The 14605-nt window shown below is 58.9% G+C and carries 10 protein-coding genes; 7 read left to right on the top strand and 3 right to left on the bottom strand.

What is annotated here, in order from left to right; translation table 11 throughout:
• Positions 1-18: 18 nt before the first annotated feature.
• From OXE05_11020 to OXE05_11010, 3 genes are all read right to left on the bottom strand, one after another.
• The gene (locus tag OXE05_11020; protein ID MCY4437853.1) at positions 19-684 is read right to left on the bottom strand and encodes an HAD hydrolase-like protein; all 666 of its coding nucleotides are present in this window, start codon (positions 682-684) and stop codon (positions 19-21) included.
• A gap of 21 nt (positions 685-705) precedes the next feature.
• Positions 706-2325 carry a citramalate synthase gene (gene cimA, locus OXE05_11015; GenBank protein MCY4437852.1) on the bottom strand — a complete coding sequence of 540 codons (1620 nt, stop codon included), beginning with the start codon at positions 2323-2325 and terminating at the stop codon, positions 706-708.
• 111 nt (positions 2326-2436) lie between these two features.
• Positions 2437-3132: an aquaporin gene (locus OXE05_11010; protein ID MCY4437851.1), complete on the bottom strand. Its 696-nt coding sequence runs from the start codon at positions 3130-3132 to the stop codon at positions 2437-2439.
• 545 nt (positions 3133-3677) lie between these two features.
• Here OXE05_11010 and OXE05_11005 point away from each other — a divergent pair.
• The 7 genes from OXE05_11005 (at position 3678) to OXE05_10975 (ending at position 14501) form a co-directional block, all read left to right on the top strand.
• Entirely contained in the window at positions 3678-5660 is a 1983-nt protein-coding gene (locus OXE05_11005; GenBank protein ID MCY4437850.1) for a DUF3604 domain-containing protein, read from the top strand.
• Positions 5661-5845: 185 nt separating this feature from the next.
• Positions 5846-7735: a CocE/NonD family hydrolase gene (locus OXE05_11000; protein MCY4437849.1), complete on the top strand. Its 1890-nt coding sequence runs from the start codon at positions 5846-5848 to the stop codon at positions 7733-7735.
• 206 nt (positions 7736-7941) lie between these two features.
• Positions 7942-9837: a CehA/McbA family metallohydrolase gene (locus OXE05_10995; GenBank protein MCY4437848.1), complete on the top strand. Its 1896-nt coding sequence runs from the start codon at positions 7942-7944 to the stop codon at positions 9835-9837.
• Positions 9838-9945: 108 nt separating this feature from the next.
• Entirely contained in the window at positions 9946-10338 is a 393-nt protein-coding gene (locus OXE05_10990; protein MCY4437847.1) for a glutaredoxin, read from the top strand.
• A gap of 443 nt (positions 10339-10781) precedes the next feature.
• Positions 10782-12107: a uridine diphosphate-N-acetylglucosamine-binding protein YvcK gene (yvcK, locus tag OXE05_10985; GenBank protein ID MCY4437846.1), complete on the top strand. Its 1326-nt coding sequence runs from the start codon at positions 10782-10784 to the stop codon at positions 12105-12107.
• Positions 12108-12181: 74 nt separating this feature from the next.
• Positions 12182-13201 (top strand): type I glyceraldehyde-3-phosphate dehydrogenase, encoded by a 1020-nt coding sequence (gap, locus tag OXE05_10980; GenBank protein MCY4437845.1) that lies wholly within the window; start codon positions 12182-12184, stop codon positions 13199-13201.
• Between the two features lie 118 nt (positions 13202-13319).
• Positions 13320-14501 carry a phosphoglycerate kinase gene (locus tag OXE05_10975; GenBank protein MCY4437844.1) on the top strand — a complete coding sequence of 394 codons (1182 nt, stop codon included), beginning with the start codon at positions 13320-13322 and terminating at the stop codon, positions 14499-14501.
• Positions 14502-14605 lie beyond the last annotated feature (104 nt).

The following is a 14605-nucleotide window of genomic DNA, read 5'->3' as shown; positions in this document are numbered from 1 at the left end:
TTCCAGCGTCACTACCTGCTAGTCCTCGCTCTTGCGCACGACGTCCCCTACCTCTGACGGCTGCGCAAATGCAAAGTCCGGCTTTTCCCCGAGCAACGCCTCTTGATCCACCGCCCCCCAGAGCGCAGCACCGGTGCTTACTCCTGCCAAGCGGCCGCACTGGATGTCAGTGTCACTCTCTCCAATGAGGAGCGCTTCTTGGGCGGATGCGCCACTCAATTCCAGGGCTTTAGTTGCGGCATCGGCAAAGGGCTTGGGCCGTTCTATATCGTCTTGGAAAACTACAGCGCTCACGAAAGGTGCCAGCCCGCTGGATTCCAAGTCCCTACTTCCTGCCGCCCGCGTGCTGCCGGAGAGGACAACGACGGTCGTTCCCAGATCAACCAGCGCGGCCAGCATTTCCGGGACGCCGGGAAACAGCACGATGGACTCATGCCGGCGGCCTTCCCAGTGCTCCAAGAAGACCCGGCGCAATTCATTTGCCACGGGCTCGCGTCCTTCGGCGGCGGCAACAAAGGGGTCTTCAAGCGGGCCAGAGAGCTGCTCGGCAAGACTTTCGCGAGAAAACTTGCCTGGAGCCCATTGTTCCAATGCGGCAAACGTGGCTTCGAGAACGGCGGGGCGGATGTCGACCAATGTGCCGACAAGATCAAATATGCAACACCGAATGGCTGCTGGCGCCATTAGCATGTCTCAACAGTCTGGCTACCTATCTGTCACGAGGATTGCGTACTCCAAGGAGTCCGCAAGCGCGGAGTAGCTGGCTTCGATGATGTTCGTGGAGCTACCCACCGTACTCCATTCGGAGTGGCCGTTGGTGCTTTCGATCATCACCCGCACGCCGGCCCTGGTAGCGCTGCTTTCATCGAGTACGCGCACCTTGTAGTCCATCAGCCGCACCCGTTCAAGCTGGGGATAGGCGGAAACGAGGGCCTTACGCATAGCCGTGTCCAGAGCGTTCACCGGCCCGTTCCCCTCGGCAGCCGTGTGCTGCACTTCATCGCCAACTTGGATCTTGACGGTGGCTTCCGAGAGAATACTCCTGCCGCCGCGCGTTTCGACTAGTACCAGAAAGTCCAACAGCGAAAATGGCGGCGTGTAATTGGGCTGGCGACGCTTGATGAGCAACTCAAATGAAGCTTCGGCGCCTTCGAATTGAAATCCGCGCTGCTCAAGGTCTTTGATCTCTTCCACCAAGCCGTGCAGGTCTTCACTCTGGCGGGAGAGGCGCAGACCCAAGCGCTCGGCCCGCGATAGCACGCTGCTGCGTCCGCTCAATTCTGAAATGAGCACCCGCATTTCGTTCCCCACAAGCGCGGGATCAATGTGTTGGTAGGCAATCTGACTCTTCGCCATGCCGTCGGCATGGTACCCGGCCTTGTGGGCAAATGCGGAGTGTCCCACATAGGGCATGAAGGGATTGAGCGCCATATTGGCAATCTCGCTCACGAACCGCGCCACGTCGGAAAGATGCTGCAATTGGTCTGACTTGATAGCCGAGTGGCCAAGCTTCAGCTGCAGGTTGGGAATCACGGTGCACAGGTTTGCATTGCCGCAGCGCTCGCCAACACCGTTTACCGTGCCCTGCACGTGTGACGCTCCACTCTCTACCGCTGTCAGGGTATTGGCAGTGGCAAGATCAGCATCGTTGTGCGCGTGGATGCCGATGGGCACGTCGAACTCGGCGACAACTCGCCGAGTCACGCTTCTAACGTCGTTCGGCACGCTACCGCCATTCGTATCGCACAGCACCAGGCAGTCAGCGCCGGCTTCCTGAGCAGCGCGCAGAGCAGCCATTGCGTACTCCGGACTTGCGCGATACCCATCGAAGAAGTGCTCCGCATCGAAGAACACCTCGAGACCATGGCGCTTGAGGTAGGCAATTGTCTCGCTGATCATTGCCAGGTTGTTTTCCAGCGTCGTGTCGAGAACGGCCGAAACGTGGTGGTCCCACGCCTTACCCACGATGCACACCGCGCGAGTGCCCGTGCCGATAAGCGCCTTCACGCCGGGATCGTTTTCAACACTCGTTGACTTGTGCCGGGTACTGCCAAACGCCGTAATGGTGATATTCTTCCAATCAATGTCCTGTGCCAAGCGGAAGAATTCTTGATCTTTAGGGTTTGAGCCCGGGTAGCCGCCTTCCACGTAATGCACACCCAGTTCATCTAGCCGACGGGCAATCTTGAGCTTGTCGGCGGCGGCGAAAGAAAGCCCTTCAGCCTGCGCACCGTCACGCAGCGTCGTGTCGTATATGACAATGCGTCGCTGTGCGCCCGCTTGCTGTGTAGGCGATACACTCTCCGCAGTAGCCTGAACTTCCATACGTTACCTCTGCCCCGAGACGCCAGCCGTTGCGTGGCCTTTGTGCAGCATTTCACAATACACTTTGACAGGGATTTTACCACATGGCGCACTTTATGTTCGTCCGGGAATTCAATCTGTCTTCGCTGCCATGAAGAAACGGCTATAAATGAGACTTGCGAGGATTGCGCCGCACAGTGGGCCGACCCAATAGACGAGATGGTTTTCCCAGAAGTTAGCCGCCACCGCGGGACCAAACGTGCGCGCCGGATTCATCGCCGCGCCGGTGAGCTCCCCACCCATGAGGATTGCCGCCGCAACGGTTAGGCCGATGGCAAGTCCCCCTGCTTTGCCGGCGGGCGCGTCCATGGCGGCGCCGAAGATGACGATGACGAGAATGAAGGCAAGAATGGCTTCCAAAAGAACGGCGGCGCCAATCGAAACGCCTGCGGTCACGGCGGGGGTACCGAGATTCGCGGCTTGCCAAATTGCGGTAGGAAAGACTGCGCGCAAGGCAAGACCTGCCAGCACCGCCGCCAGCAGTTGGGTCAGAATGTAGAGACCGGCGTGTACAGCGGTGATTTGGCGGCCGATCAACGCCGCTACCGTAACGGCTGGATTGAAGTGTGCCCCCGAAAAACCGCCGAATGCCGCAATCAAGGCGGCCAGCGCCAGACCATTGGCGAGCGCAATGCCCACGAGCCCCAACCCACCACCGCCGCGCGCGACCATGAATGCGTCGGCGACTACAGCTCCCGCGCCGATGAAGAAGAAGCAGAAAGTGCCGACGAATTCAGCGGCAAGCGCTTTTCGTGTATTTTGTCTCAGGGTCCACCTTTCCCTTAGGACCTATTTACGCTCGTCTTGTCTGCACCAGAAACGTTCGCCCCCGTATCACGTACGGGGCAAGCTCTAAGAGCTCCCATCTCTCGCAGGGCCTTGCGATTGTCACCCTGAACAGCGTGATGAGTTTAAGCTGTCTCCAGCCAAGCAACGTTGCTGCTCAGCGAGCACCTGAGATTCCGCGAACATTGTTCGACGCTCCGCTAAGAATGACCGCAGGCAGGCAGCCTCTCCGGAGGCATCTATCGGTAGATCCTGCCATCACTCGCGGCGCACCTTGTATGTAGGTACTTCGGTTGCTATTGTGCTATATACGCGGCAAGTGTCAAAAGAGTCGGGCCAGCACGCGCGAACCAGCCAATTGCAGAGCGCCTCTGGTGTGCCGTTGCGTTCGCGACCACGCGTCCACGTAATTCGACGTTTCCTTGCCGCCACTAAAACGCGGGAGAGCGCATGGGAGTACCGCAGACCTCCCCTTGCCTCATACGAGAGTTCAACCTGCCGCACCGGCTAATGGAAAGTAGAAACTCATGGCATCCTCTGAAGACTGTCAAGAACTCGGTACCGTATCTATCGCGCCGAACCACGGCCGTGCGGGAACTTGGGGTACGTGGATTGTAACGTATGTGGTAGGCAAAGACGGCGTTGCCGCGGGCGGTGGATTGCAGGTGGCGCTGCCGGAACGCTGGCACCAATGGTGGCGCAACTCCGGCCGCCGCCTGCAAAGCGTGGACCCCACCGCGCCGTTCTATGTAACGGCGCATACCGACCGGCCCGGCGTGCGCCTGCGCTACGAGGTACTGGATGCAACCGATGGTGAATTCGCAAAAGCGTACCGCCGCAATGTGGGCTATCCGCCCGGCAGTCGCTACTCGTGGACGGTGCAGGTGACAGTATCGGAAGGCACGCTGTGCGCCGGCGATACCATCAACGTTGTGTACGGCGACATGAGCCAAGGCGGCCGCGGCTTCACGCCGCCCTTGTGGACCGGTTCACCGGAGCGCGTGCGCGCGGCGGTTGACACGGCAGGAGACGGAGAATTCGCGCTCTTGCCGGATCCCGCCTTGCCGCTGCTCAGCAATGAGCCCGGTCCACCGGTGGAGCTCTTCATTGTGCTCGAGTCCCGGGCGGTCGTGGGCAGACCGGCCCGCGTACGCATGGTGGCGCTGGACGAATTCCACAATCCGGTCCCGGCGCCGGAAACCGCTATCTATCTTGTCGTCGAGACCGGCGCGGCCACGCTCCCATCGAATCCCATCAAGCTGAGCAACAACACAACGTGGGGCTGCCGGGAGCTTGAGATTACGCCCACGGCAGAAGGCGTTTTGCGCCTACGTGGGACCTCCAATGACGGGATACTCTACGGCCTTTCCAATCCTAGCAAAGTCGTTGCGGTTGCAGCCGAGGCGGATGGGACGCCTGTGGGCGGTCTCTATTGGGGAGACATTCACTCCCATAGCCAGTATTCTTGGGACGGCACGGGCACCCGCGACGACCACTTTCGCTACGCGCGCTACGTCTCTCTGCTCGACATCTACTGCGCTACCGACCACAACGACCGGCGCAGCATGAGCCAGGACGACTGGCAGATGAATGTTGCATACACAGAGAAGTGGAACGAGCCTGGCGCGTTCGTCACGATCTTGGGCTACGAAGCGAGTTTCGGCGCGCCCTACGGTCACCACAATGTCTACTATCGCGGCGGCGAAAGCCCGCTTCGTTACAACGACGAAGAGAACCTGGAAGAGATATGGCAACGAGGCGAGCGCGAAAACCTGGAAGGGAAAATGTTCACCATCCCCCACCATACCGGCGGCTTCGCCCGGCCCGGTAGCGGCGTGAAACATGATTGGAGCATCGATGACCCCCGCTTTCGCTCCACCATCGAAATCTATTCCTCCCACGGCCTCAGCGAAGAGTACGCGCCGGACCACCCCATCTCCATGGACGTTTCCGACTTCACCTTTAACGGCCCGGGGGATCCCGGCAACTATACCGTGGATGCCTGGCTGGCAGGGTTGAAGCTGGGGGTTATCGGCTCGTCAGACAATCACGGCGCACAACCCGGCATGGAGGGCTTTGGCACCATGGCAGTATGGGCGCCGGAACTCACCCGCGAGGCGGTATTTGACGCCATTCGCAATCGCCAAACCTACGGCACCACCGGTTCCCGCATCTACCTAGAGTTTACGGTGAACGGCGAACCGATGGGAGGTGAGACGAGTATTGCTGCCGGTCAGACATTGAACGTGTATGTAGAGGCGCTCGGCACCGGCCCCTTGCGCTGGATTCACGTTCTGCGCGCCGACCTCGACCGACCGGAGGCAGGCTTCTCCGTCGTCCATCAAGAGTGGTTCCCCGGCAGCAGCGCGCCGCTCGACTTCAGCCTCGACTGGATCGACGAGGCACCACCTTCCCACGCCATTTACTACGTCCGTGTTCGCCAACGCGACCTCGTCCACGGCCGCGTCGCCCAAGCCTGGAGCAGTCCCGTATGGGTGACGAGAGTCTAAGGGGAAGAACCCATCTAGGGACAGAGGGTTTCGTGAATTGGAGCCGACAGCCGGATTAAGGGTCAGTTTAGCTTTACTTCTTAGACCACCTCTTCTGGATTCTGGCACACTGTAGACCAAGGATTATTACGCGAAGTCTGGGCAGCATGGGCCAATTGACTGAATAGTGAGAAAGAGGTACTGACGTGACCGTTAACCGAGGTTCATCGCAACTTTACGGCATAGTGGTAGAGAAGAATGTGATGATGACCGCCAGAGACGGCGTCAAACTGGGCACTGACGTGTATCGTCCGGCACTGCCGGCGGTTGGCGGTCAAGGGAATGTCGGTCTAACCCAAAAGGGGTTGGCGGCAGATGAAGGGGAATTCCCTGTCATTCTCGAACGCACGCCGTATGACAAGACGGGACTTGGATTGCGGCGGAAGGGGCATTACTACGCGCGGCGGGGGTACGTGGTGGTGATCCAGGACGTGCGGGGGCGGTTTACGTCTGAGGGCGAGTGGTACGCCTTTGGCGACGAAGGGCCGGACGGCTACGACACCTGCGCCTGGATCGTAGAGCAGCCCTGGTCGAACGGCAAGATTGCCACCACGGGTTGCAGCTACGCTGGGTGCACGCAGAGCGCCCTCGCGTCGCTCAACCCGCCCGGCCTGGCCGGCATGTTCGTGGAGGAAGGGCCGTGGAACTACCACACCGCTTCCATGCGGCACAATGGCGCCTGCGAAATGCGCTTCATGATCTATGCCTTCCGCATGGCGACCACCAGCAAAGAGGCGCTCAGCGACCCGCGCCTGCGCCAGAGCCTGGATAGCGCCTTCGCCAACGTGGCGCAGTGGGTGGAAAATGCGCCCCTAAAGAAGGGCGTATCGCCCCTCGCCGAGCTGCCCAGCTACGAACAGTGGCACCTTGACGTGCTCACCCACGGCGATCTGGACGAATACTGGCGCCGTCCCGGCTACGGCCCGGAGCTCTTCTACGATGAACACGCCGACGTGCCGACAGTCTACTTCGGCGGCTGGTATGACTCCTACGCCCGTTCCACCTGCACGAATTATGTCGAGCTCAGCGAGCGCAAAGAATCGCCGCAGACGCTCATCATGGGCCCCTTCACCCACGGCACCGGCAGCGCCGAGGTCTCCCACGCAGGTGACGTCGACTTTGGCCGCGATGCCGCCATTTACGACATGAACGAACTGCGGCTGCATTGGTACGACTACTGGCTCAAGGGAAAAGAGACCGGCGTGGGGCAAACCAAGCCGGTGCAAATCTTCGTCATGGGCGGCGGCAGCGGCACGCGCAACAGCGACGGCCGCCTCGATCACGGCGGATACTGGCGCGCGGAAGACGAGTGGCCGCTCGCGCGCACCGCGTGGACTCCTTACTACTTGCACGCCGATGGCGGTCTGAGCTTAGATACACCCTCGCCGACCAAGCAGCAGAGGCAGAGTTCATTTACGTTCGACCCGGCCAATCCCGTTCCAACCATCGGCGGCAACCTCTCGGCGGGTGATCCAGTCCTTGTTGCGGGCGCTTACGACCAGCGCGGCGACGAGCGCTTTTTCGGGTACACCGGCAATCTGCCGCTCGCGGCCCGGCCTGACGTTCTGGTTTTCCAGACCCCGCCGCTTGAAGAAGACATAGAGGTGACCGGCCCGCTCACGGTGAAACTCTGGATCAAATCTACCGCCGTGGATACCGACTTTACGGTCAAGCTGCTCGATGTGCATCCGCCCAATGGCGACTACCCCCAGGGCTTTGCCATGAATATCACGGACAGCATTCAGCGTGCCCGCTACCGCAATAGCCGGGAACAGGCAGAAATGCTTGAGCCAAACGTGCCGACGGCGATTGCCATCGAGATGTATCCCACCAGCAATGTCTTTGCGCAGGGCCATCGCATCCGGCTGGATGTCTCCAGCAGTAACTTCCCGCGCTTCGACGTGAATCCCAACACCGGGGAACCACTGGGCCGCCACACGCGGCTGGAAGAGGCGCATAACACAGTCTTCCACGAGCCGGGGCGCCCCTCGCACATCGTGTTGCCAGTAATTCCCAGGTGTGAAGATCCCGAGTAAGCCAATCGCGCAAACAACCATGTGGGGAAATGCCTCCGGGCTTTGAAAGCACTGAGACTGGTGCTACTAACCGGTGTGTTGCCGAGTGGCGCGCCTGCATTCTTGGTGGAACAGTAGTGAAGAGTGCGTATTGGCCGCCGCATAGAGAGAGCGAGATCGACCTGAACAGTTGAGACTAGTACTGCAACAATGAAGAGAGTGATTCAGTGCAATCAGACTCCATTCATGAACAGGCCGCCGGACTAGCGCCGGCTGACTACACCGTGCACATTGATCCGGCTGGCCCCGTCACGGTTGGTCAGTACGGCACGTGGGATATCGTCGTGACCGTTGGCGCGCAGGGCATTGCCATCGGCGGCGGCGTGCGGATTGCCCCGCCGCACCGCGAGAAACAGCGGTGGGACGTAGGTAGTGTGGTTGCAACTACGGATGTTCCCGGCACAAGCGTGCAAGTAAACGTCGTAAACGGCCATCCGCTTTCCTATCACCACTCCCAGTATCCCGTAATCTATGCCGTGCTCCAAGGTAAGCCGTTGCGCGGCGGGGACACGCTCACCGTCACCTTGGGTCATGCGGGCAGCTACGTGTCCGGCTTTCGTCAACCGGCACAGGCGCAAGACATCGTCAGCGTAGACACGTTCTTTGAAGTGGGAGTGGATATAGAAGGAAACACCGACTATAGCAATCCGGATTACCCGGTGCGTGGCGGTGGCCGCCACTTTTCACTCCGGCGGCAACCGGCAATAGATGTCGTGCCCGCTGCGCCGGCGGCGCTCGGCCTGGTGGTGCCGCAGTTTGAGGCAGGCGAGGGTCCAGCGCAGGTCTTTGTCCATGCCAGGGACGCATTTGGCAACGTGTGCGATAGTTTTCAGGGGGCGCTCAAGCTTGAGACCGTCGGCGGCAGTGACGGCAAGTTGGAAGCTGAAGCGGATGCGACAACAAAAGAACGGGGACTAGCGGACGCAAGCATTAACGTCCCGGCGCGGGATGGAGTCTATCTTGTGCGGGCACGGGACGAAGCCAGCGGCATCATCGGCAAGAGCTGGCCGGTAGCTCCCCACTTTCGTCCGGCCGGATACAACATCTATTGGGGTGACATTCACAATCACACCAACCTCTCCGGAGACGGCGTGCGCGACATTGACGACGCCTACTGGTACGCACGGCATATCAGCGGGTTGGACTTCGTGGCGATTACCGACCATGAGGGCGGCAAGGACTGGGAGCGCAGCAAGCAATGCGCCAGGGAGTACTACGTGCCCGGTGAATTTGCGACGTTTCTTGCCTATGAGTACAGTAGGGCCGGGTCCCACGGACACCGCAACGTCTACTATCTAGACGACGACAGGCCCTGTCCCACACCCGATGATCCGAACGAACTATGGGACCAACTGCCGCCCGGTCGCGCACTGGTCATACCGCACCATCCGAACACGCACTCGGAAGGCGGGACGACCTTCGGCCGCTGGCAGCCGACAGACTGGGACGTGCACCACCCGGAGTTTCAACTGCACGTTGAGATATGCCAATTGCGCGGCTCGTTCGAGGTTGAAGAAGTGGGTGCGCCAGTAGTTTTGGGCGGCAATGGGTCGTCGGCGCGCAGCGCACTGGCGAAAGGGCTGCGCCTCGGCTTTGTCGGCGGCACCGACAACCACCGCGGCCATCCGGGCTCGAGTATGGATACCATGGGTGGCATCAACTTCCGCTTAAGGCCGGTAGGCGGTCTGACCGCGGTGCTGGCAAGCGAGTGCACACGTGAATCATTGTGGGAAGCTATGCTTGCCCGCCGCACATATGCCACAACCGGCCAACACATCCTGCTCGACGTTGCCGTCAATGGCGCGTGCATGGGCAGCACCACGGCATTGGCCACAGCATTCTCGCTAACGGTTGCGGTGATTGGCACGGACGAGATTGCCCGCGTTGACATCATCCGCGACGGCCAAGAGGTCTATTCCATCACCGGTGAAGGCACAGCTTGCGAGTTCACGTGGCGAGATCGCTCACCGGGGGCGCCATGCTATTACTACGTACGTGTCATTCAGAGGGACGGCAATGCGGCGTGGTCGAGCCCCGTCTGGATTGAGGATGCGGTGACGTAGACTCTTTTTCCTATGAGTGGCACTCAGCTACAATTTGCTGTATACTAAATTCGCACGCAGTTACCGGTACTATGGCAAAGAGTAATTGACGGTCTGAGGAGATAGGTGATGGCCCAAGCACAAGTGGAACCCCGAGACAGTAGCTCCGAGAACCCAGCCATAGTTGCCTGGATGAAGCCGTTTTGTGGTTGGAGCAACGGGGTACGCGCCGTGTTTCTAAAGTATGGCCTCACATTCGATGATCGCGACATTATCAATAACGCCACGCACTTTGCCGAAATGGTACAGCGCACCGGCCAGACGATGCAACCTTGTGTTGCGATCGATGACCACGTGTTGATCGATGTGTCCGGTGAGGATGTTGAAGCGTGGCTGATCGAACACAACTACGTCGAACAAAGTGACAAGGAACCAGACGTTCCAATTGATCGCGCTTGCGAAAACGAAGCGGAGCCGAAGCCGGTATCGCTTCAAATGAGACCGCGCTCGACTGCTCAATAGGGATAAGTCCTGACAGTCGTTTCCGCATTCAAGATATTGCATTATCCTAGCCTTAGTCCTTCTCGCAAACACACTGCATTCGTCCCCGATTGGTCCTAGTTGGCGGAGAACAGTTGCAAGCGCCAAGCGCACGTGCATATACCTCATGGTGAATTGCTAGTCTTGCAAGCATTCTTGGGTAGGATTGGTTCTCGTCAACGTACGATGAAAAACGAAATGAGCTCACGCTCTACATTTCCATGCTCTGCATTGCAGCATGGCAAGACTAACCCCCGTTCCTACTCCCCTTCCGGCTTCTTCTTGCTCCTCAGGGATCGCATCCCAGCAACAATCGCACCAGACTTGCCGCTGCCCTTATCAGCAGCGACGGGCCGTAGTCTCACCCATTGGCGCGAGGTCGTCGACTCTCTCGTGCCCCAGTTCTACTAAAGGCCAATAGCAAGATGTTTCCTTCACGTAAGTGGCTCTACCCTGGAATGCACGTAAAACGGTGGATTGTGCTACTGATCGCGGGGTTCATGGCTTTCGCTCTATCCGGCGCCATGGCGCTCGCCTGGATATACAGGAATGTCGCAGTTCCTGAGCCTTTCACCGATCCGGTGCAAGCCGTAACTCTTCAGTTCATACCCCATCCGTTTCGAGAACTCTTAGTAGGCTCCGTAGGCTTAGCTCTCATTGTCTTGGCAATTTGGAAACTCAATGCCTCGCTGATGGAGGTTGTTGCTGAGCCTCGCAGAAGTGAGAGGCTGGTAGACCTTGTGTACGCTCGTCGACTGCTCAAGACGGGTCCCAGGATCGTTACGATTGGGGGAGGCACCGGCCAAGCGGTGCTCTTGCGCGGTCTAAAGGAGTATACGAACAACCTTACGGCAATTGTGACGGTGGTTGATGACGGTGGATCGTCCGGTCGCCTGCGGCGCGAGTTTGGCGCCCTGCCACCGGGTGACGTGCGTCAATGCATCGGCGCGCTGGCTGTTGCAGAACCTCTGATGACGCGGATGCTCAATTACCGGTTTAGCAAGGGCAACGGCTTGGAAGGGCACAGCCTCGGCAACCTCATGATGCTTGCCATGGCCGACCTGACGGGAAACTTCGAATCGGGGATACGGGAACTCTCACGGGTGCTTGCCGTACGCGGCCAGATCCTGCCTTCAACGCTCGAGAGCGTCAAGCTTTGCGCCGAACTCGAAGATGGTCGCACCATTTCCGGTGAATCCGCAGTTGGCGACGCGGGATCGACCATCAAACGAGTCTATCTCGATCGGCAGCATCCCACTGCCTTCGGTGAAGCCAGCCAGGCAATCCTGGATGCAGACTACATTATTCTTGCCCCGGGCAGTCTCTATACGAGCCTGCTCCCCAACTTACTGGTGCCGGAGATCTCTCAGGCAGTCGCCAAGTCTAAGGCTCTGAAGCTCTACATCTGCAACGTTGCAACAGAGCCAGGGGAGACGAGCCACTATGGTGTGGCAGAGCACCTGGAGGCGCTCAAACAGCATGCGCCGTCCGATGTCTGTAAGCTCGTGCTCGCGAATGACCAGACGTCCATCCAATCGGCGAATGGTACCTATGAGCTTGTAAAACTACCCGCGGAAGAGCGCGAAATCGACGGGGTGTCGGTCATCACGGCCGACGTAATTGACGTAGAGATTCCCTATCAGCACAGTGCGGTGAAGCTCGCCCAGGCCGTGATGCAGGTGTATAGTGACTATGGGCCAACGAAGCGAGAACGCAAACGAGCTGAAGCAGAACCGATTGAGGTCTCCTAACAGGAGATACAGACATACGTTTCGCGCGCCCTATGGCTAATACACCCGGGAGCGGAGAGGGGAATAACGTACTTATGGCACGAGTGGCTATCAACGGATTTGGTCGCATAGGTAGACTGGCTCTGCGGGCAATTTTGGAGCGGGCGCCGGACTTAGACCCAGTTGCGGTGAACGACCTTGCAAGCGCGGAGACTAACGCGCATCTCTTCAAGTACGACAGTAACTACGGACGCTTCAACGGCGAGATTGACGCAAGCGACCAAGGTCTAACAATCGACGGGCGGCACCTTCACGCCCTTTCGCAACGTGACTGGACTGCTCTGCCGTGGGGTGACTTGGACGTCGATGTTGTCATCGAGGCAACAGGTGTCGGCACCGATCGCGCTTCTGCCGCAAAGCATCTAGCGGCGGGAGCAAAGAAAGTGATCATTTCGGCCCCGGCCAAGGAAGAAGACGTGACACTGGTCCTGGGCGTAAATGATGAAGCCTACGATCCGGCTGAACACCACATCGTATCCAATGCTTCCTGCACGACGAATTGCCTCGCGCCCGTGGTCAAAGTCCTTCACGATGCGTTCACCATCCGACAAGGGCTCATGAACACGATCCACTCGTATACCAACGACCAGCGCATTCTCGACCTTGAACAGAGCGACATGCGCCGAGCGCGCGCCGCTGCACTCAACATCATCCCCACAACTACGGGAGCGGCAAGGGCTGTAGTGCAAGTGATTCCCGATCTTAAGGGCAAGCTCGACGGGTTTGCACTTCGTGTGCCGACGCCCACCGTATCCGTCGTTGATTTCACGTGCGAAGTTGCCGATGACGTGACGGTTGAAGACGTGAATGACGCGTTCGAGGCAGCCGCCCAAGGAAGCTTGAACGGTATACTTGGATGCTCTAGCGAAGAGCTTGTCAGTATGGACTACAAGGGAGACTCCCGGAGTTCGATTATAGACTTACCGTCAACCCAGGTTTCCGGCAAGCTGGTGAAAGTGCTCTCCTGGTACGATAACGAGTGGGGTTATGCGTGCCGCATTGCCGACTTAACCGCCCGCGTCGCTCAAACAATCCCCCAAGAGGCGGCTGTCTAATTGTCCCGAAGATAGACTGACGTGCTGGCTTCGATGAAAGGGCCGTGGGTTGTGCACCCACGGTTTCTTTTATGTAAATTACGCACAAAGTACGCCACTTCGCTCCTCAGGAAGAGCATTGATGAAGAAGACAGTTTGCGACATTGACGTAGCAAACAAGACAGTGTTGGTACGTGTAGACTTCAACGTGCCCTTAGCACAAGGGACCGTTGCCGACGACACACGGCTGCGCGCAACAGTGCCCACAATAGACCTTCTGCGTGAGCGCGGGGCCAAGACAGTCCTCGTTTCCCATCTGGGTCGGCCAAAAGGTGTAACAGTAGACACACTTCGATTGGCACCGGTTGCCGCGCGCCTTTCAGATCTGCTAGACATTCCGGTTCACTCTCCTCCCGACTGTGTCGGCCCGGCAGCACAAGCAGCCGTAAAGGCATTGCAACCGGGAGGCGTGCTGCTCTTGGAGAACGTACGCTTTCACGCGGAGGAAGAAGAAAACGACCCGGGATTTGCATGGCAATTGGCATCACTCGCCGATGTATTCGTAAACGACGCCTTTGGCGCCGCCCACCGCGCCCATGCTTCAACGGTAGGGGTGACCGAGTTTCTGCCAAGCGTAGCCGGACTGCTTATGGAACAAGAGATTTCCACGCTTGCTCAGTTGCTGCAGTCACCGGAAAGGCCCTTCGCTGCACTGATCGGCGGCGCCAAAATCTCGACGAAGATTGGCGTGCTCACGCACCTCTTGCCCAGCATCGACGTCCTCATAGCCGGCGGCGGCATCGCAAATACACTCCTCAAAGCCCAAGGCAAGGCGGTCGGGAAGAGCCTGGTCGAGGATGCGCAGCTTTCGGTGGCCGAAGAGTTCCTGCAGCACGCAGAAGAATCCGGCGTGGATGTGCTATTGCCCACCGATGCCGTGACCGGAAACATAAGCAATTCCACGGGGGCGACTTACATTGTCAACATTGCAAACGTACCCCCGGACGCAATGATTGGCGACCTCGGCCCGGAGACTGTGAAGGCGATTGAAGCTGTCCTGGCATCAGCGCGGACAGTGCTTTGGAATGGGCCGCTCGGCCTCTTCGAGCAAGAACGCTTCGCCGGCAGCACCTTTGCCATAGCCCGCGCACTCGCAAAATCCCAGGCGGTGTCCATTGTTGGGGGAGGCGAAACGGTAGCTGCGATTGAGGCGTGCGGCGTGGCAGCCAAGATTACTCATGTGTCCACCGGGGGCGGTGCTACGCTTGAGTTCTTAGAGGGACGAACACTCCCAGGCGTCGCCGCGCTCGACGATGCATAGACCTGCGCATTTACCGAAATGTGTCGGCCTGTCGTTCTATTGACCTGAGTTTGCGACAGGCAAATTGATTCGGTGACTTTCAGTTTGCGGCAGGAGGATAGTCG

The sequence above is a fragment of the Chloroflexota bacterium genome (assembly GCA_026710945.1).
Lineage (GTDB): Bacteria > Chloroflexota > UBA11872 > VXOZ01 > VXOZ01 > VXOZ01.
Note: the sequence above shows the minus strand (reverse complement) of the source record. Positions and strands in the feature narration are given on the sequence as shown.

Bases quoted from the DNA above. Each gene is read 5' to 3' on its own strand.
- gap (MCY4437845.1), top strand. From the start codon at position 12,182: ATGGCACGAGTGGCTATCAACGGATTTGGTCGCATAGGTAGACTGGCT.
- OXE05_11005 (MCY4437850.1), top strand. From the start codon at position 3,678: ATGGCATCCTCTGAAGACTGTCAAGAACTCGGTACCGTATCTATCGCG.
- OXE05_11020 (MCY4437853.1), bottom strand. From the start codon at position 684: ATGGCGCCAGCAGCCATTCGGTGTTGCATATTTGATCTTGTCGGCACA.
- cimA (MCY4437852.1), bottom strand. From the start codon at position 2,325: ATGGAAGTTCAGGCTACTGCGGAGAGTGTATCGCCTACACAGCAAGCG.
- OXE05_10990 (MCY4437847.1), top strand. From the start codon at position 9,946: ATGGCCCAAGCACAAGTGGAACCCCGAGACAGTAGCTCCGAGAACCCA.
- yvcK (MCY4437846.1), top strand. From the start codon at position 10,782: ATGTTTCCTTCACGTAAGTGGCTCTACCCTGGAATGCACGTAAAACGG.